At 65.2% G+C, this 21,514-nt stretch carries 1 protein-coding gene; it reads left to right on the top strand.

Annotation, left to right across the window (positions count from 1 at the left end):
- Positions 1 to 277: 277 nt before the first annotated feature.
- Complete coding sequence (locus tag GGI48_RS30580; RefSeq protein ID WP_179601726.1) at positions 278 to 21,451, top strand: non-ribosomal peptide synthase/polyketide synthase; 21,174 nt, start codon at positions 278 to 280, stop codon at positions 21,449 to 21,451.
- Positions 21,452 to 21,514: the final 63 nt, after the last annotated feature.

Below are 21,514 nucleotides of genomic sequence, written 5' to 3'. Positions count from 1 at the left end.
TGTCGGGGCCGGGCAAACCGGCTCCCGCCTGTTTATCCGCAGGGCACCCCTGCATTGTCCCGGCTTCCCATGACATACACCTCAGTGCGGATGTTTTAGTTTTCCTGCCCTGTGGGGAGTCCTGTGGCACGTATTCAACCCATCCCTTTTTGAACCTGTCGGCGGCGGCGCCTCTGCCCAAGCAAGGCATGCGCCGACGCTCGATGCCCGGTATTTCGGTTACACGCGAAGTCGGGCTTTTTTCGTCACTGTTTTCGAATCTTAAGCAGGTCACACCATGCACTTCAGCGAATTGATGGCAGTTCTTTCGACCCACGCGATCCATCTGCAACGTGAAGAGGATGACCTGATCATCCTGGGCGACGATGAGGGACTCGATGACGGGGTGATCGACGGCCTGCGCAGGCACAAGGTGCAATTGCTCGAATTGATCGCCCGCAACGGTGGCGACTGGCTGAGCCCTGCCTATCGCATCACCCCGCAGATGCTGCCATTGACGACACTGGACCAGGCGACCATCGACCAGATTGTCGACGCCGTGCCCGGTGGCCTGGCCAACGTGAAAGACATGTACCCGCTGGCGCCGTTGCAGCAAGGCATGCTGTACCACCACTTGTCCGCCGAGCAGGGTGACCCGTATCTGCTGCAATCGCAGTACGCCTTCGACAGCCGCGAGCGCCTTGAGCAATTCACCGAAGCCTTGCAGTACGTGATCCAGCGTCACGACATTCTGCGCACCACCGTGGTCTGGGAGAGCCTCGATGAACCGGTCCAGGTGGTGCTGCGCAAGGCCGCGCTGATCAGTGAGGAAGTGCACCTGGACCCGCGCGACGGTGACGTGCTGAGCCAGCTGCAAGGTCGCTTCGATGCCCGCCATTATCGCCTGGACATTCGCCAGGCGCCGATGATGCGCATGGCTTTTGCGCTGGACTCGCCGAATCAGCGTTGGGTGGCGGTGTTGATGTTTCACCACATGGCGCTGGACCATACCGCGATGGAGGTGGTGCAGCATGAAATGCAGGCCTTCCTGCTGGGACAGGTCGAGCACCTCGGCGAGCCGGTGCCGTACCGCAACTACGTGGCCCAGGCGCTGCTGGGGGTAACGGAACAGCAGCATGAAGCGTTCTTTCGCGAAATGCTCGGCGACATCGATGAGCCGACCCTGCCTTTCGGCGCGCAGGACGTTCAGGGGGATGGTCAGGGCATCGACGAAAGCCACCTGATGCTCGACAGCGCTTTGAGCAAGCGCCTGCGTGCCCAGGCGCGCCAGATGGGCGTGAGCGCCGCCAGCATGGTGCACCTGGCGCTGGCGCAAGTGTTGGGCAAAGTGTCCGGGCGCGAGGAAGTCGTCTTCGGTACGGTCCTGCTGGGGCGCATGCACGCGGGCGAGGGCTCTGAGCGTGCCCTGGGCATGTTCATCAACACCTTGCCGCTGCGTGTCAGCGTCGGTGCGCAAAGCGTGCGCAGTGGCCTGAAGTTGACCCATCAGCGCCTGACCGCGCTGCTTCAGCATGAGCACGCCTCGCTGGCCCTGGCCCAGCGCTGCAGCGCCGTGGCCACGCCGACGCCGCTGTTCAGCGCGATGCTCAATTACCGCCACAGTGCCATCGGCGCCACCAGCGAAGCGCAGGCAGCCTGGGCCGGCATGCAGGCGCTCGGAGCAGAGGAACGCACCAACTACCCCTTGACCATCAACTTCGATGACCTGGGTGAGGATTTCCATATCACTGTACTCGCGGGCCCCGAGATTGGTGCCGAGCGTGTCGCGCGCTACCTCAATGCCGCCTTGCAGAGTCAGGTCGATGCGCTGGAGCACAGCCCCCAGGCGCCGCTGCACACCCTGGGTATCCTGCCGGCCACCGAGCGCGAACATCTGCTGCACGCCTGGAACAGCAATGAAACGCAGTATGCCGACGACGCGCTGATCCACAGCCAGGTCGAAGCCCGTGCGGCGGCGCAGCCTGAGGCTGTCGCGGTGGTGTTCGACGATCAGCGCCTGAGCTACGGCGCCCTCAACCAGCGCGCCAACCAGGTCGCCCATCGCCTGCTGGCGTTGGGCGTGCGCCCGGATGATCGGGTGGCGATCTGCGTCGAGCGCGGTCTGGAAATGATCATTGGCCTGTTGGGCATTCTCAAGGCCGGTGCCGGTTATGTACCGATCGATCCGGCCTACCCCCAGGAACGCATCAGCTACACCTTGCAGGACAGCGCGCCGGTGGCGGTGCTGGTGCAACAGGCGACTCACACTCGGGTGGCCGAGTTGTCGGTGCCGGTGATCACGCTGGACGCCGGCGACTGCCAGGACCAATCAACCGCCAACCCCCAGGTCGTGGGCCTGACGCCGGCGAACCTGGCCTATGTGATCTACACCTCCGGTTCCACCGGGTTGCCCAAGGGCGTGATGATCGAACACCGCAACGTGGCGCGCCTGTTCACCGCCACCGAGGCCTGGTTCCACTTCGACCATCACGATGTATGGGCTTTGTTCCACTCGTTCGCCTTCGACTTCTCGGTCTGGGAAATCTGGGGTGCGCTGATGCACGGCGGGCAGTTGCTGGTGGTGCCGCAGTTGACCAGCCGTTCGCCCGATGAATGCTATGCGCTGCTGTGCAGCGCCGGTGTGACCATTCTCAACCAGACCCCCAGCGCCTTCCGCGCGCTGATCGTGGCCCAGGGGCAGAGCCCGCTCAAGCACGCCCTGCGCCAGGTGATTTTTGGTGGCGAAGCGCTGGAACCGGGGATGCTCAAGCCGTGGTACGTGCACAGCGCCAATGCCGGTACGCAACTGGTGAACATGTACGGCATCACTGAAACCACCGTGCATGTGACTTACCGTGCCCTTGAAGCGGCGGATGCGCAGTTGGTGGGTGCCAGCCCGATTGGCGGGGGCATTCCGGACTTGCAGTTGTATGTGCTCGATGATCGGCGCGAACCCGTGCCGGTCGGGGTGGTGGGCGAGCTGTACGTGGGTGGCGCGGGCGTGGCCCGTGGTTACCTGAACCGCCCGGAACTGAATGCCGAGCGCTTTATCGCCGACCCGTTCAGCGACCGCCCCGACGCTCGCCTGTACAAGACCGGCGACTTGGGCCGTCGCCTGGCAGACGGCAGCATCGACTATCTGGGGCGTAACGACGACCAAGTGAAAATTCGCGGTTTCCGGATTGAACTGGGCGAAATCGAAGCGCGCCTGGCCGCCTGTGACGGCGTGCGCGAAGCCGTGGTGATTGCCCGTGAAGACACGCCGGGGGACAAACGCCTGGTGGCCTACGTGATTGGCGCTGAGGGTAGGGCGCCGAACGCCGCCGACCTGCGGACCCAGTTGCTGGTGCATCTGGCCGAGTACATGGTGCCTGGCGCTTTTGTCATGCTCGACAGCTTGCCGTTGACCACCAACGGCAAGCTCGACCGCAAGGCCTTGCCGGCGCCGGACGCCGACGCACTGGCGCGGCGTCAATACGAAGCGCCTCAAGGCGCAGTCGAAGCGGCGATCGCGACGATCTGGCAGGACCTGCTCAATGTTCAGCAGGTCGGGCGCCAGGATCACTTTTTCGAGTTGGGCGGCCACTCGTTGCTGGCGGTCAAGTTGATCGAGCGCATGCGTCAGGTCGGGCTCGCGGCCGATGTGCGTGTGCTGTTCGGTCAGCCGACCCTCGCGGCCCTGGCCTCGGCTGTCGCCGGTGCGAGCAAGGAGGTGGAGGTCCCCGCCAATCGCGTGCCTGAGGGTTGCGAACACATCACCCCGGACATGCTGCCCCTGGCGGACCTCGATCAGGAGGCCATCGAGCGCATCGTGGCGACGGTGCCGGGCGGGGCGCGCAACGTCCAGGAAATCTACAGCCTGGCGCCCCTGCAGGAGGGCATCCTGTACCACCATTTGGCGGCCGCCCAGGGCGACCCCTATCTGCAATACGTGACCTTCAGCTTCACCAGCCGCGAGCGGCTGACACGTTTCGCCGAGGCACTGCAAGGGGTGATTTCGCGACATGACATTCTGCGTACCGCAGTGGTCTGGGAGCGCCTGGACGAGCCGGTGCAAGTGGTCTGGCGCGAGGCACGCCTGGGCCTCGATGAAATCCCCCTGGATCCGGCCGCCGGTGATATCGCAGAACAACTGACCGCCTGCCTCAACCCGCGCCACCATCGCCTGGACATTCGCCAGGCCCCGCTGATGCGCATCGGCTACAGCGAGGACGCCCCCAACCAACGCTGGGTGGCCGTGTTGCTGTTGCACCACCTGGTGGACGACGCAACCTCCCTGCGCATGCTGATCGCCGAAGTCGAAGCCCATACCCGCGGTGAAGAAGCACAATTGCCGGCTTCGGTGCCGTATCGCAACTACGTGGCGCAGGCGCGTCTGGGCGTGAGCCGCGAAGAGCATGAAGCTTTTTTCAGTGAAATGCTCGGCGACATCGACGAGCCAACCCTGCCGTTTGGCCTGCAGGATGTGCAAGGCGATGGCCACGGGGTGGAAGAGGTGCTGCTGCCACTCGATGACCACCTCAACACGCGCCTGCGCCAACTGGCTCGGCAGTTGGGCGTGACCCCGGCGAGCCTGTATCACCTGGCATGGGCACGGGTGCTGGGCGGTGTTTCCGGCCGCGATGACGTGGTGTTCGGTACGGTCTTGCTGGGGCGCCTGCAAGGTGGCGAAGGCGCCGACCGCGCCCTGGGGATGTTCATCAACACCCTGCCGTTGCGCATCAGCCTCAGTGAGGCGGGCGTGCGCAGCCTGGTCAAGACGACCCATGCGCGCCTGACCGGTCTGCTCGGCCATGAGCACGCGTCGCTGGTGCTGGCGCAGCGCTGCAGCAAGGTGGCGCCCTCTACGCCGCTGTTCAGCTCGCTGCTCAACTACCGCCAGCTTGGCGGTGGCGATGTGTCCCAGGCTGCGCAGGCCGCCTGGGAAGGTATCGGCATCCTCGACAGCAAGGAGCGCACCAACTACCCGCTGACCCTGTCGGTCAACGACACCGGCGATGCCTTCAGCCTGTCGGTCATGGCCGATGGCAGCATTGGTGCCGCGCGCATCTGCGGCTATATGCAATGTGTCCTGGAAAACCTCGTGCAGGCGCTGGAACAGACGCCACAGGCCGCGCTGCCAAGCCTGGGCATGTTGCCGGCGCTTGAGCGTGAGCAGCTGTTGCAACACTGGAACGCCACGGACAGCCTGTATGCCGATGCCGCGTTGATTCATCACCAGATCGAGCGCCAGGCTGCCGAGCAACCCGAGGCCATCGCGGTGGTGTTTGAAGACAGCCACCTGAGCTACGCCGAGCTGAACACCCGCGCGAACAGGGTCGCGCACCGCCTGCTGAGCCTGGGCGTGCGCCCGGATGATCGGGTGGCCATTTGTGTCGAGCGCGGGCTGGAAATGATCATCGGCTTGCTCGGCATCCTCAAGGCGGGCGCCGGTTACGTGCCGATTGACCCCGCCTACCCGCAGGAACGCATCAGCTACACCCTGCAGGACAGTGCGCCGGTGGCGGTGCTGGTGCAGGCGGCGACACAGGCGCGGGTTGCCGAACTTGCGGTGCCGGTGATCGATCTGGACGCGACGGAGCTGCAACTGCAGCCGATGCACAACCCGCAAGTGCCCGGCCTGACCTCGGCCAACCTGGCTTACGTGATCTACACCTCGGGCTCCACCGGTCTGCCCAAAGGCGTGATGATCGAGCACCGCAACGTGGCGCGGCTGTTCTCCGCCACCGAAGGGTGGTTCAACTTCAATGACCGCGACGTGTGGGCGCTGTTCCACTCGTTCGCCTTCGACTTCTCGGTCTGGGAAATCTGGGGCGCACTGATCCACGGCGGGCAGTTGCTGGTGGTGCCGCAACTCACCAGTCGCTCGCCGGACGAGTGCTATGCGCTGCTGTGCAGTGCCGGTGTGACCATCCTCAACCAGACCCCGAGCGCCTTCCGTTCATTGATCGCCGCCCAGGGCCAGAGTGCCTTGAAGCATTCCCTGCGCCAGGTGATTTTCGGTGGCGAAGCCCTGGAACCGGGGATGCTCAAGCCTTGGTATGCGCGAACGGCCAACGCCGGTACGCAACTGGTGAACATGTACGGCATCACCGAGACCACGGTGCATGTGACTTACCGTGCCCTTGAAGCGGCGGATGCGCAGTTGGTCGGGGTCAGCCCGATTGGCGGGCGTATTCCGGACTTGCAGCTCTACGTGCTCGACAGCGCGCGCGAACCGGTGCCGGTGGGCGTCGTGGGTGAATTGTACGTGGGCGGCGCCGGGGTGGCGCGTGGTTACTTGAACCGCCCGGAACTGAATGCCGAGCGTTTTATTGCCGACCCGTTCAGCGGGCGGGCCGATGCCCGCCTGTACAAGACCGGTGACCTGGGCCGCTGGTTGCCAGATGGCAGCATCGACTACCTGGGGCGTAATGACGACCAGGTGAAAATCCGCGGTTTCCGTATCGAACTGGGGGAAATCGAGGCGCATCTCGCGGCCTGTGAGGGCGTGCGTGACGCGGTGGTGATTGCTCGCGAAGACCAGCCCGGCAACAAGCGCCTGGTGGCCTACGTCATCGCCGCCGATGGCGCCGAACCGGTGGCGGCCGAGCTGCGCCAGCAGTTGCTGGTGTCCCTGGCCGATTACATGGTGCCCAGCGCATTCGTGATGCTTGAGCGCTTGCCGTTGACCACCAACGGCAAGCTCGATCGCAAAGCCTTGCCGGCGCCGGATGGCGACGCACTGGCGCGGCGCGAATACGAGCGTCCGGAGGGGGAGGTGGAGCACAGCCTCGCCGCGCTATGGCAAGAGTTGCTGGGCGTGGAGCGGGTAGGGCGGCACGACAACTTCTTCGAACTGGGGGGCCATTCGCTGTTGGCGGTGAAGTTGATCGAGCGCATGCGCCAGCTCGAACTGAGCGCCGACGTGCGTGTCCTTTTTGGCCAGCCGACGTTGGCCGCCCTGGCGGCCGCCGTGGGCGGCCATGCGCAGCTGCGGGTGCCGGCCAACCTGATCGAGCCTGGCTGCGAGCAGATCACCCCGGACTTGCTGCCCCTGGCCGAACTGGATCAAGGCAGCATCGACCGCATCGTCGCCAGCGTGCCCGGCGGCGTGCGCAATGTGCAGGATATCTACAGCCTCGCACCGCTGCAGGACGGTATGTTCTACCACCATCTGGCCGCGGATCAGGGCGATGCCTACCTGCTGCACATGCTGTTTGCGTTTACCGGTCCCGAGCCGCTCAACCTGTTCGCCAAGGCCCTGCAAAGCGTGATCGACCGTCACGACATCCTGCGCAGCAGTATCGCCTGGGAAGGGCTCGCGGAGCCTGTGCAAGTGGTATGGCGCCAGGCTTCGCTGGGCCTGGAACAGGTGGCCATCGACCCGGCCGAGGGTGACGTGCTGGCGCAACTGCACAGTCGTTTCGACCCGCGCCACTATCGCCTGGACATGACCCGGGCTCCGCTGATGCATTTGGCCTACACCGAAGACAGCGCCAACCAGCGCTGGGTCGGCATCCTGTTGTTCCACCACATGGTGCTCGACCATACCGCACTGGAGGTGCTGATCGAGGAAGTCCAGGCCAGCCTCAAAGGCCAGAGCGCACAGTTGCCGCCGTCGATTCCGTATCGCGAGCATGTGGCGCAGTCGCGCCTGGGCGCCGATCGCCGGGCTCATGAAGCATTCTTCGGCGCGATGCTGGGTGATATCGATGAACCGACCCTGGCGTTCGGCCTGCAGAATGTGCAGGGCGACGGCAGAGGGGTCGAGGAATCGCACCTGATGCTCGACAGCGTACTGGGCGGGCGGCTGCGTGAGCAGGCGCGGCTGCTCGGGGTCAGCGCCGCGAGCCTGATGCACCTGGCCTGGGGCCAGGTGCTGGCGCAGGTCAGTGGCCGTGATGAGGTGGTGTTCGGCACGGTGCTGCTGGGCCGCTTGCAAGGCGGTGAAGGGGCCGGGCGTGCGCTGGGCTTGTTCATCAACACCTTGCCGCTGCGGGTCAGCATCGGCGCCCATGGTGCCCGCGAGGCCGTGCGTGCCACTCACGCGCAACTGGCGCAACTGCTGGCCCACGAGCATGCATCCTTGTCGCTGGCCCAGCATTGCAGCGGCATGCCGGCGGCGCAGGCGTTGTTCAATACCTTGCTCAACTACCGCCACAGCGCGGCCGCGCAAGTCTCCAGCGCCGACATTGCCGCCTGGGACGGCATTCAGGCGCTGAGCATGGAAGAGCGCACCAACTACCCGCTGGTGCTGAACGTCGATGACTTCGGCAGCGGCTTTCAACTCAATGCCCAGGCGCTGGTCGGGATTGGCGCGCTGCGTGTCTGCGTCTATATGCAAGCGGCGCTGCAGCAACTGGTCGATGCCCTGGAACATGCGCCAGCTACGCCGTTGCAGGAGCTGTCGGTGCTGCCCGAGGCTGAGCGCCAGGAACTGCTGGAGGCCTTCAACGACAGCGAGCGTCCGTTCCCAGAGAGCTCGACCGTACACGCCTTGTTCGAGGCTCAGGTCGGTATCCGGCCGGACGCTATAGCGGTGGTTCACGGTGAACAGTCGCTGAGCTATGCGCAATTGAACCGGCGCGCCAACCGCCTGGCTCACCACCTGATCGGCCTGGGCGTGCAGGCGGGTGACAGCGTAGCCATCCTGCTGGAGCGTTCCGTGGACTTGCTGGTCAGCCAACTGGCAATCAGCAAGGCCGCCGCAGTGTATGTGCCGCTGGATGTCCACGCCCCCGCCGACCGGCAAACCTTCATGCGCCAGGACAGCGGCGCGCAATGGCTGCTCACCACCAGCGCCCATCAAGCCCCCGAAGGCGGCGGGCAGCTGAACCTGGACAGCCTCGATCTGAGCGATGCAGCGGTCCACGATCCGGCCCTTGAACAGTCTGCCGAGTCGGTCGCCTACATCATGTACACCTCCGGTTCCACCGGCGTGCCCAAGGGCGTGCTGGTGCCGCATCGGGGCATCACACGGCTGGTGATCAACGGCGGTTATGCCGACTTCAATGCCCATGACCGTATCGCCTTTGCCTCCAACCCGGCGTTCGACGCCAGCACCATGGACGTCTGGGGCGCCTTGCTCAATGGCGGCCAAGTGGTGGTGATCGATCACGACACGCTGCTTGACCCGCTGCGTTTTGGCGCCGTGTTGAGCGAATCGGCGGTCACCATCCTGTTCACCACCACGGCGCTGTTCAACCAGTACGTACAGCTGATTCCCGACGCCCTCAAGGGCTTGCGCATGCTGTTGTGCGGCGGCGAACGCGCGGACCCGGCGGCGTTCCGCAGCCTACTGGAGCATGCACCCAAGCTGCGTCTGGTGCATTGCTACGGGCCGACCGAAACCACCACCTACGCCACTACTTTTGAAGTGCGTGCGCTGGCCGACGATGCCGAGAGCGTGCCGATCGGCGGGCCGATTTCCAATACGCGCATTTACCTGCTCGATCAACGCCAGCAGCCGGTGCCCTTGGGCGTTGTCGGGGAGATCTACATCGGTGGCAAAGGCGTCGCCAAGGGTTACCTGAACCGGCCTGAACTGACCGCCGAGAAATTCATTCTCGACCCGTTCAGCCGCGAGCCGGGCGCGTTGATGTACCGCACGGGCGACCTTGGCCGCTGGTTGGCCAAGGGCGAGCTTGATTGCCTGGGCCGTAATGACGACCAAGTGAAGATCCGTGGTTTCCGCATTGAACTCGGGGAAATCGAAAACCGCCTCGGCGAACACCCGCACGTCAACGAGGTGGTGGTGCTGGCCCGTGAGGACGAGCCGGGCAGCAAGCGCCTGGTGGCCTACTTCACCGAGCACCAGGCGCTGGACATCCAGGCCCTGCGCACCTGGCTGCAAGAGCAACTGCCGGAGTACATGGTGCCGCGAGCCTATGTGCGCCTCGACAGCCTGCCGCTGACCAATAACGGCAAGGTGGACCGCAAAGCGCTGCCGATTCCGGATCAGGAAGCCTTGCTCAGCCGTGGCTATGAAGCGCCGCAGGGCGAGGTGGAAGTGGCGCTGGCGCAGATCTGGAGCCAATTGCTCAAGGTCGAGCAGGTCGGGCGTGACGATCACTTCTTCGAGCTGGGCGGGCATTCGTTGCTGGCCATGCGTCTGATTTCCCAGGTGCGCGTGCACCTGGGGGTGGAGCTGGACCTCGCAGCGCTGTTTGCCCACCCGCAACTGTCGGCCCTCGCCCAGGCGGTGGCCAAGGCGGGGCGCAGCAGCCTGCCGCCGATTGTGCCGGTATCCCGTGAAGAGCCACTGCCACTGTCTTTTGCCCAGCAGCGCCTGTGGTTCCTGGCGCAGATGGACAATGCCGGCGCCGCCTACAACATGCCGGTTGGCCTGGGCTTGCGCGGCGCCCTTAATACGCTGGCGCTGGAGCGCGCCCTGGCGCAGATCGTCAGCCGCCATGAAGTGCTGCGCAGTGTGTTTGTGGTCGACAACGATGAGCCGCAGTTGCTGATCACCCCGGTCGAAGGCGCTTTTGTGCTTGAACACAATGACCTGCGCGAACGGGCCGATGCAGCGCAGCAATTGCAGGCTTTGACCGAGCACGAAGCGCTGGCCCCGTTTGACCTGGTCAACGGGCCGTTGCTGCGCGCGCGTCTGGTGCGCATGGGCGACGAACACCACGTACTGCTGTTGACCCTGCACCATATCGCCTCTGACGGTTGGTCGATGGGCGTGCTGACCCGCGAGCTGATGGCGCTGTATGACGCCTTCAGCCAGGGCCTGGCCGACCCGTTGCCGCCGCTGGCCCTGCAATACGCCGACTTCGCCGTGTGGCAGCGCCGCTGGTTGAGTGGCGAGGTGTTGCACCAGCAAAGTCTTTACTGGCAACAGGCTCTGGCCGGTGCGCCGGCCATGTTGACCTTGCCCACCGACCGCCCGCGTCCCGCGCAGCAGGACTTTTCCGGCGCGGTGCTGAGCCTGCAGCTGGATGCCGAGTTGACCCAGGGCCTCAAGACCCTCAGCCAACGCCATGGCACCACGCTGTACATGACACTGCTGGCGGCTTGGGGCGCGTTGCTCAGCCGGCTGGCCGGGCAGGATGAAGTGGTGATCGGTTCACCGGTGGCCAATCGCAACCGTGTCGAGGTCGAAGGCCTGATCGGTCTGTTCGTCAACACCCTGGCCGTGCGTATCGACGCCTCGGGCGAGCCGACCGTGCAAACCTTGCTGGCGCGGGTCAAGGCCCAGACGCTGGGCGCGCAGGCCCATCAGGACCTGCCGTTCGAACAGGTGGTGGATATCATCAAACCTGTGCGCAGCATGGCCTACAGCCCGATCTTCCAGACCATGCTGACGTGGCAGAACAACGAAAGCGTGGCCCCGGCACTGGGTGACCTGGTGCTGGAAGGCAGCGGCCAGATCAACAGCGCGGCGAAGTTCGACCTGTCGCTGGAGCTGTGCGAGGCCCAGGGCCATATCATCGGCTCCCTGAGCTACGCCACGGCGTTGTTCGATGCGCCGACCCTGAGCCGTCACCTCGGCTACCTTGAGCGCCTGTTGCGCGCCATGGTCGCCGACGATCAGGCGCTGCTGGCCCGTGTGCCGCTGCTCGACGAAGACGAGCGCCAACAGCAGTTGGCCGGTCTTGGCGGCCTGCGCACTGCGTTGCCGGCCGCTACGGTGCACAGTCTGTTCGAAGCTCAGGCGCTGCGCACACCGGATGCCTGTGCCGTGCAGGCCGGCAACGGTTCACTGACCTACCGCGAGCTCAACGAGCGTGCCAACCGACTGGCCCACCACTTGCGCGAGCTTGGTGTACAGCCGGATGAGCGCGTGGCGATCTGCGTGGAGCGCAGTGCCGAGCTGATTGTCGGTTTGCTGGCCATTCTCAAGGCCGGCGGCGCCTATGTGCCTATCGACCCGAACTACCCGCTGGAGCGCATTCACTACATGCTGCACGACAGCGCCCCGGCGGCGCTGCTGGTGCACAGTGCGAGCGCACACCTGGCCGGCGAGCCGGGCCTGCCGGTGGTCGACCTCGACCGTGATGATGCGTACAGCCCGTACCTGCATGACCCGCAGGTGGCTGAACTGACGGCCACGCACTTGACCTATGTGATCTACACCTCCGGCTCCACCGGCCAGCCCAAGGGCGTCATGGTCGAGCATCAGGGCGTGGTCAACATGCTTGGCTGGTACCTTGACGACGTGGGTCTGGATGCGGGCGATGCGGTGTTGCTGCTGACGTCCCACAGCTTCGACCTGACCCAGAAAAACATCTTCGCCAGCCTGGCCGTGGGTGCCACCTTGCATCTGGCGGACACCCCGTTTGATCCTTCGAGCATCGTGCGCCAGATCGGCGAGCAGTCGATCACCCACATCAACCTGGCCCCCAGCGCGTTCTATGCGCTGATCGACGCCGACCAGCAGTCCGCCTTGAGTCGCCTGCGCCGCGTGGTGCTGGGGGGCGAGCCGATCAAGCTGTCGCAATTGGAAAGACTGCCGGTGCCGCGCCCGCAGTTCATCAACAGTTATGGCCCGACCGAGTGCAGCGACGTGGTCGCCTGGCATGCGGTCGACGCTGACCTCGGCCGCTACGGTGCCGCCGATATTCCCCTGGGCCGGCCACTGCGCAACCTCAGGCTCTACGTGCTGGACGCCTACGGGCAACTGCTGCCGACCGGCAGCGTGGGTGAGCTCTACATCGGCGGCGCCGGCGTGGCGCGTGGCTACCTCAACCGTGAAGCGCTGACCGCCGAACGCTTCCTCGACGATCCGTTCACGCCGGGCGGGCGCATGTACCGAACCGGTGACCTGGCGCGTTACCGCGCCGACGGCACGCTCGACTATCTGGGCCGCAACGACGACCAGGTCAAGATCCGCGGCCTGCGCATCGAGCTGGGTGAAATCGAAGCGCTGCTCGCGGCCCACCCCGAAGTGACCGAGGCTGCGGTACTGGTACGTGATGAGCGGCTGGTGGCCTACTTCACCGGCCTTGCGCCACAGATCGAAGACCTGCGCACCTATCTGCAGAGCGCACTGCCGGAGTACATGGTGCCGTCGGCCTACGTGCAACTTGACGCATTGCCCCTGAACCCCAACGGCAAGCTGGATCGCAAGGCCTTGCCGGCACCGGGCCTCGACGCGGTGGTCAGCGGTGTGTATGAAGCGCCCGAGGGCGAGGTTGAAGCGACCCTGGCGCAAATCTGGCAGGACCTGCTGGGGCTGGAGCAGATTGGTCGACAAGGGCATTTCTTTGAATTGGGCGGCCATTCGCTGTTGGCGATGCGCCTGATTTCCCAAGTGCGCCAACGTCTGGGTGTGGAACTGGCCCTGGCCGATCTGTTTGCCCAGCCGCAACTGGCGGCATTGGCCCAGGTGCTGGCACAGGCATCGCGCAGCAACTTGCCGGCGATTTTGCCGGTGCCGCGCGACCAGGACTTGCCGCTGTCGTTTGCCCAGCAGCGCTTGTGGTTCCTGGCGCAGATGGAAGGTGCCAGCACCGCCTACAACATGCCGATTGCCCTCAGGCTGCGCGGTCACCTGGATGCCGACGCGCTGGAACGCGCGCTCACGACCATCGTGGCGCGCCACGAAGCCCTGCGCAGTCGTTTCGTGCAGCACAACAGCGAGGCGCTGGTGCGTATCGATCCGGCCGAGCGCGCCTTTGCCCTGCGGCGTCTGGACGTCGACAGCGAGGCGGCACTGCAAGCGCACATCAGCGCCGACGCGCTGCAACCGTTCGACCTGGAACAGGGGCCGCTGATTCGTGCACAGCTGTTGCAGCGTGCCGACGATCATCACGTGCTGTTGTTGACCATGCACCACATCGTCTCCGATGGCTGGTCGATGGGCGTGCTGACCCGTGAATTGATGGCGCTGTACGAGGCCTTCCGTCACGGCCAGCCGGACCCGCTGCCGCCGCTGGCCCTGCAATACGGCGATTTTGCCGTGTGGCAGCGCCGCTGGTTGAGTGGCGAGGTGTTGCAGCAACAGAGCCAGTACTGGCAGCAAGCGCTGGCGGATGCGCCCGCCTTGCTGATGCTGCCCACCGACCGCCCACGTCCGGCGCGCCAGGACTACAGTGGCGCGACCTTGACCCTGTTGCTCGACGTCAACCTGACCGCCGGGCTCAAGGCCTTGAGTCAACGCCACGGCACCACGCTGTACATGACCATGATGGCCGCGTGGGGCGCGCTGCTCTGCCGTCTGTCCGGCCAGGATGAGGTGGTGATCGGTTCGCCGGCTGCCAACCGCATGCGTGCCGAAGTCGAAGGCCTGATCGGCCTGTTCGTCAACACCCTCGCCGTGCGTATCGGTGCGGGCGAGGACCTGACCGTTGCCGCCTTGCTGGCCCATGCCAGGGACCGCACGCTGGCAGCGCAAGCCCATCAGGACTTGCCGTTCGAGCAAGTGGTGGAAGTGGTCAAACCGGCGCGCAGCCTGGCCCATAGCCCGGTGTTCCAGACCCTGCTGACCTGGCAGAACAGCGACGGCCCAAGCCTGGTCATGGGGGACCTGCAGTTCGAAGCGGTCGGCGAGACCAGCAGCTTTGCCAAATTCGACCTGTCCCTGGACCTGGGTGAAGTGCAAGGCCACATCGCCGGTAACCTGGAGTACGCCACGGCGCTGTTTGACGAGAGCACCCTGCAACGGTATCTGGGGTATTTCGAGCGACTGCTGCAGGCGATGGTTGCCGATGACCAGGCGCAGTTGGCGCATATCGCGCTGGTGGATGAGGAGGAGCGCGATCACCTGCTGCACGCACTCAACAATACCGAAGTCGCCTACCCGCACGAGGCCACTATTCACCAGTTGTTCGAAGCCCGGGTCGAGGCCGCGCCGCAGGCCATTGCGGTGGCGTTCGGAGCGCAGCGCATCCGTTATGCCGAGCTCAACCGCCGGGCCAACCGCCTGGCGCACCACCTGATCGGTCTGGGCATTGGCCCGGACCAGCGCGTGGCGATCTGCGCCGAGCGCGGCGATGAGGTGCTGGTGGGCCTGCTCGGGGTGCTCAAGGCCGGCGCCGCTTATGTGCCGTTGGACCCCAATTACCCACCGGAGCGCCTGGCTTACATGATCGCCGACAGTACACCGTCGGCGGTGTTGACCCAGCGCCCGTTGCAGGACCGTCTGCCGGCCCTGGCGATCCCCCGTGTGCTGCTGGATGAACCGCTCGACGGCGCCGAACACAACCCGGTGGTGCCGGGCCTCAATGCCCGTCACCTGGCTTATGTGATCTACACCTCCGGCTCCACCGGCAACCCCAAAGGGGTGATGATCGAACACCGCGGGCTGGTCAACTACAGCCTCGACGCCGCGCGCCTGTTCGGCTTGACGCCGCAGGACACCGTGTTGCAACAGAACACGCTGAACTTCGACCTGTCGGTGGAGGAGATCTTCCCGGCCCTGTTGGCGGGCGCGACCCTGGCGCCAAGCCGCCATGTGTTCGGCACCGAAGCCGCGCGGGACCCGGCCATTAGCCCGACCTTCCTGCACCTGACGGCCGCTCACTGGCACACCCTGGCCGCTGAATGGCATCACGATCCGCAGCAGGCCCAGGCCCATCTGCGCGATGTGCGCTTGATCAACGTCACGGGGGATGCGTTGTCGGCGCAAAAACTCAAACTCTGGGACGAGGCGCGCCCGGCCCACGTGCGGCTGATCAACACCTACGGCCCGACCGAGGCGACGGTGTCCTGTACAGCGGCTTACGTGAGTTACACCGGCGACATCAATGGCAACACCACCATCGGCAAACCGATGGCCAACACCCGCATCTACCTGCTCGACAGCCGGCAGCAGCCAGTGCCGTTCGGCGTGGCGGGGGAGATTTTCATCGGTGGCGACGGCGTCGCACGCGGTTATCTGAACCTTGATGTGATCAGTGCCGAGCGCTTTATTGCCGACCCGTTCAGCCCGGTACCGGGTGCGCGGATGTACAAGACCGGTGACTTGGCACGCTACCTTGCGGACGGCTCGATCGAGTACCTGGGCCGTAACGACTTCCAGGTCAAGGTGCGCGGTTTCCGCATCGAGCTGAGCGAAATCGAATCGCGCCTGGGCAACTGCGCCGGCGTCAAGGAAGTTGCAGTGATTGCACGCGAAGACCGTCCCGGCGAGAAACGCCTGGTGGCCTACGTGGTGCCGCATGCCGGGGTCGAGCTGAGCGCCGCCGGTTTGCGCAGCTACCTGGCGCCGTTGCTGGCGGAATACATGATTCCGTCGGCCTTCGTCACCCTGCAAGCGCTGCCGCTCACGCCGAACCGCAAACTGGACCGCAAAGCCTTGCCGGCCCCGGATCAATCGGCGGTGGCGAGCCGTGATTACCAGGCGCCGCAAGGGCGTATCGAACGCCGCCTGGCACGGGTCTGGGAGCAAGTGCTGCAGCTGGAACAAGTGGGTCGGCATGACAACTTCTTCGAACTCGGCGGCCATTCGTTGCTGGCGGTCAAGCTGGTGGAGCGCATGCGCCAGGAAGACCTGCGGGTCGACGTCGGCGCCTTGTTTACCCATCCGACCCTGGCCGGGTTGGCCAAAGTCGTCGGCAGCAGCCGCGCGCTGGTGATTCCGGCCAATGCCATTGCGCCTGATTGCCGACGCATCACGCCCGAGTTGCTGCCGCTGGCCAACCTCAGCCAGGACGAGATCGACAGCATCGTGGCCAGCGTGCCGGGCCAACTGGCCAACGTACAGGACATCTACGGCATGACGCCGTTGCAGGAAGGCATCCTGTATCACCATCTGTTGGCGGATGAGGGCGACTTGTACCTGGAGCAGGCGTCGTTCAACTTCGATAGTCGCGAGCGCCTCGATGCCTTTGCCCAAGCCTTGCAGGGCGTGGTCGAGCGTAACGATATCCTGCGCTCCACCATGCGCTGGGAAGGCTTGAGCGAGCCGGTGCAGGTGGTGTTGCGCCACGTGCCGTTCGCCCTGGAAGAGTTGAGCCTGGAGGATGAAGGCGACGCCGGTGCGCAGTTGCGTGAGCGTTTCAACCCGCAGCATTTCCGCATGGACCTGCGCGATGCACCGCTGATGCGCCTGGTGGGTGCCTATGACGTTGCGCAACAGCAGTGGTGTGCGCTGCTGATGTTCCACCACATGCTGTTCGATCACCTCGCCATGGATCTCTTGCAGTACGAGTTGCAGGCGTTCCTCACCGCTCAGCAGGACCGCTTGAGCGCGCCGGTGCCGTACCGCAACTATGTGGCCCAGGCACGCCTGGGCCTGACGGAGCAGGAGCACGAAGCGTTTTTCCGCGCGATGCTGGCGGACATCGACGAGCCGACCCTGCCGTTTGGCCTGCACGATGTGCAAGCCGGCGGCACTCTGGAAACGGCGCAACTGCTGGTGGAGGAGGGCCTTGGCCAGCGTCTGCGCAGCGCCGCACGGCAACTGGGCGTCAGCGCCGCGAGCCTGATGCATGTGGCGTGGGCCCAGGTACTGGCCCATGTCTGCGGCCAGGATGAGGTGGTGTTTGGCACGGTGCTGATGGGCGGGCTGCAGGGCGGTGAACGCGCCTTGGGGCTGTTTCTCAATACCTTGCCGTTGCGCGTCAGTGTGGGCGCCGAGGGGGCGCAGGCTGGGGTCAAGGCCACCCATGCACGCTTGACCACGCTGCTCGGTCATGAACACGCGTCGCTGGCCCTGGCCCAGCGTTGCAGTGGTGTGGCCGCTCCGGCACCTTTGTTCAGTGCCTTGCTCAACTATCGTCACAGTGCCAGTGCCGCCTCCAGTGAAGACATCGCGGTATGGACCGGCATCCACGCCCTGGGCGGTGAAGAACGCAGCAACTACCCACTGTCGCTGGACGTCGACGACTTCGGCCAGGCCTTCGCCCTGACCGTTCAGGTCAGCACGGAAGTCGGCGCACAACGGGTCTGCGGCTATATGCACGGCGCACTCGACAGCCTGGTGGACGCCCTGGAACGTACCCCGGACGCATCGCTGAGCAGCCTGGAGATCCTGCCGCTGGCCGAACGTCAGCAGGTGCTGCTGGAGTTCAACCAGACCCACACCGACGAAGCTCAGGATCAATTGATCCATGGCCTGTTCGAGGCCCAGGTGCTGCGCAGCCCCGACGCGATTGCCCTGGAGTTCGACGGCCAGGCGCTGAGCTACGCCGAGTTGAATGCCCAGGCCAACCAGTTGGCCCATCATTTGATTGCCCTCGGCGTGCAGCCTGACGAGCGTGTCGCCATCGCGCTGGAGCGCGGGATGCAGATGGTGGTGGCCTTGCTCGCCACCCTCAAGTCCGGTGCTGCTTACGTGCCGCTCGACCCGGCTTACCCGCCGCAACGTCTGGCCTTCATGCTCGGCGACAGTGCGCCACGGGTGTTGCTCAGCGAATACGCGGTGCTGCCGCTGCTCGGCACGTTGCCGCAGGCCATGCAGGTGGTGACCTTGAACAGCGCGCTGCAACCCTGGCGCGAGCTGGGCACGCACAACCCGCAGCCTGCGCAGTTGGGGCTTGCCAGCGAACACCTGGCCTATGTGCTCTATACCTCCGGTTCGACCGGCACGCCGAAGGGCGTGATGATCGAGCATGCGGGCCTGTGCAATGAGATCCAGGCGATTCGTGGCTTGACCGGCTTGGGGGCGGGGGATCGTGCGCTGCAATTTGCGACCATCAACTTCGATGCGTCCATCGAGGAGATCTTTGGCGCGCTGACTTGCGGCGCCACCCTGGTACTGCGCAGTGCCGACTGGTTGACCGATGCCGCGCAATTCTGGGGCCTGGCGGCGCAGGCACGGCTGTCGGTGATCAGCTTGCCGACCCGCTTCTGGCAAGGCCTGGCGGACGATCACAGCACTGCCATTCCGGCCTCTGTGCGAGTCATTGTGGTGGGCGGCGAAGAACTGAGCCCGGAGGCGGTGCAGCATTGGTTCCTGCGCAGCGGCCACACGCCGCGCCTGCTCAATACCTATGGCCCGACTGAAGCGACGATCATTGCCACCGCCAATGAAGTGTTTGCCGCCAACCCCCATCCACGTGCCATTGGGCGTCCGATCGCCAACACCCGCGTGTATGTGCTGGACGCCCATGGGCATCCGACGGGCCTGGGGGTGGCCGGTGAGATTCACCTGGCCGGTATCGGGATCGCCCGCGGTTACCTCAACCAGCCGCAACTGAGCAGTGAGCGCTTCCTGGCCGACCCGTTCAGCGATGGCCCGGGCCGTCTGTACAAGACCGGCGACCTCGGCCGTTGGTTGCCGGACGGCACCCTGGAATACCTGGGGCGCAACGATGACCAGGTGAAAATCCGCGGTTTCCGTATCGAATTGGGCGAAGTCGAAAGCGCGCTGCTGGCCTGTGAAGGCGTGCGGGAAGCCGTGGTCATGGCTCGCGACGACAGTGAAGGGCAGGTCGCCGGCAAGCAGTTGGTGGCTTACCTGTGCGGTTCGCCGGGTTCGATCGAGCAACTGCGTGAAGAACTGCTGAGCCACTTGCCGCAGTACATGCTGCCGAGCGCCTATGTCCAACTGGACAGCTTGCCGGTGACACCGAACGGCAAACTCGACCGCAAGGCGTTGCCGGCGCCTGAGCAGGCGGTGCTTAGCCGCGACTATGCGGCGCCGGTCGGGGCGCTGGAAGAACGCCTGGCGGGCCACTGGGCCCAGGTGCTGAAGCTGGCAAGGGTAGGGCGCCACGACAGTTTCTTCGAAATGGGCGGGCATTCGCTGCTGGCGATTCGCCTGGTCAGCCTGCTGACCCAGGACGGCCTGCCGGTCACCCTGGCGCAGTTGTTCCAGCATGCCAGCGTCGCCTCGATGGCCGCGCTGCTGCGCTTGCGCAGCGATGCGCCGGCACTCGAGCAGGGCCTGGTCACGGTACGTGCCGGCGGTACCCAGGCGCCGCTGTTCCTGGTGCATGAGTTCAGCGGGCTGAATGTGTATTTCCCGGCGCTGGCCCGGCATGTGGATGCGGATATTCCGGTCTACGGCCTGGAAGGCGTGGCCTGGGGCGAGCCGCAGTTGCGGACCCTGGAATGCCTGGCCGCACGGCACATCGAGATGATGCGTAGCGTGCAGCCGCACGGCCCTTACCGTTTGGCCGGCTGGTCGTTCGGCGGGTTGCTGGCGTATGAAATCGCCGCGCAGCTGATCGGCATGGACGAGGAGGTGAGTTTCCTCGGCCTGCTCGACACCCACGTGCCGCGTCTGGTCGATCAAGGCAAGGCGCGCTGGTCGGTGGCCCATGCCCACAGCCTGCACCTGCTCGAACAGTGCCGCGCCTTCTGCCAGGTTCAACGGCCGGTGGATGGGCAGGCGCTGGCCACCCTCGCGCAGTTGGAGGGTGACGCGGCGCAGATGGACTTTGACACCCTGTGGCAACGCTGCCGCGACGCCGGCCTGCTGCAACCGCAGTTGGCGGCGCTGTCCCGTGAGGCCCTGTGGGCCTACCTGGACCGTGAAGTCTCCCACGGCCATGCGCAAGCCCATTACAGCGTGTTGCCGCTGACCATGCCGGTGCATTTGTTCACGGCCGAAGAACGCATGGATGAGGCCTCGCGCAGCAGTGACACGCTGGGTTGGGATCAGGTTGTCCCGGCGGGCCTGCTGCAACGTATCAGGGTGCCTGGCGACCACCAGAGCATGATGCAGGCGCCGCACATCGCGGCGTTGGGGCAGGCCATCGGCGATGCCTTGAAGGCCTTGCCGGCAACACCGGCCAACACGCCTTACCAGCCGCTGCTGACGATTCAGAGCGGGCAGGCCGGGCAGGCACCGATCTTCTGCATACCGGGGGCCGGCGACAGCGTCACGGGGTTTATCGGCCTGAGTGATGCGTTCGGGCCGGCCTGGCCGATCCATGGCCTGCAACCCCGCGGGCTGGACGCCAAGGCGTTGCCCCACAGCCGCGTGGAGACGGCGGCGCAGGCTTATCTGCAGGCGCTGGAACAGCAATGCCCGAATGGGCCGGTGCATCTGCTCGGGCATTCTTTTGGCGGCTGGGTGGCCTTCGAGATGGCGCTGCGTCTGCAGGCCCAGGGGCGCGAAGTATTGTCGCTGACCCTGGTCGACAGTGAATCGCCGGGCAGTTCGGGGGTGGTTGGCAAACCGTATACCGCGCCCGGCGTGTTACTGCGCCTGATCGAAACCCTGCAACTGGCGGCTGGAAAACCGTTCGGGATTGATCAGCAGGCCTTCGCCGACCTGGATGAGTCGGCACAAATGGCAGCCTTGCACGCCGCCATGGTGCGCGTCGGCATGCTCTCGGCGCGTTCCACACCTGAGGTGATGCAAGGGCCGGCGCGTGCCTTTGGTGCTGCGCTGCGCACGGTTTACCAGCCGCGCCAGCGCTACAACGGCCCGGTGCGCCTGGTGTTGGCCGATGATCCGACGCTGGATGCACAGGGCAACCAGCGCGAGCAGGCCGGCATGATCGAGGGCTGGAGCCGACACACGGATCACCTGCAGACCTGGTACGGGCCGGGTAACCATTTCACCCTGCTCAAGGCGCCGCACGTCTACAGCCTGGCGTCCTGGTGGCACGACGGCCTCCTGGTGCCGGCCGGCAAGGTGACCTCATGACGCGTGATACAGGGGGAGCCGGCACGGGCGCTTGCGCCCCTACCTGAAGCGAAGATTCGAGCA

It is taken from the genome of Pseudomonas protegens (assembly GCF_013407925.2).
GTDB lineage: Bacteria > Pseudomonadota > Gammaproteobacteria > Pseudomonadales > Pseudomonadaceae > Aquipseudomonas > Aquipseudomonas fluorescens_AP.
Note: the sequence above shows the minus strand (reverse complement) of the source record. Positions and strands in the feature narration are given on the sequence as shown.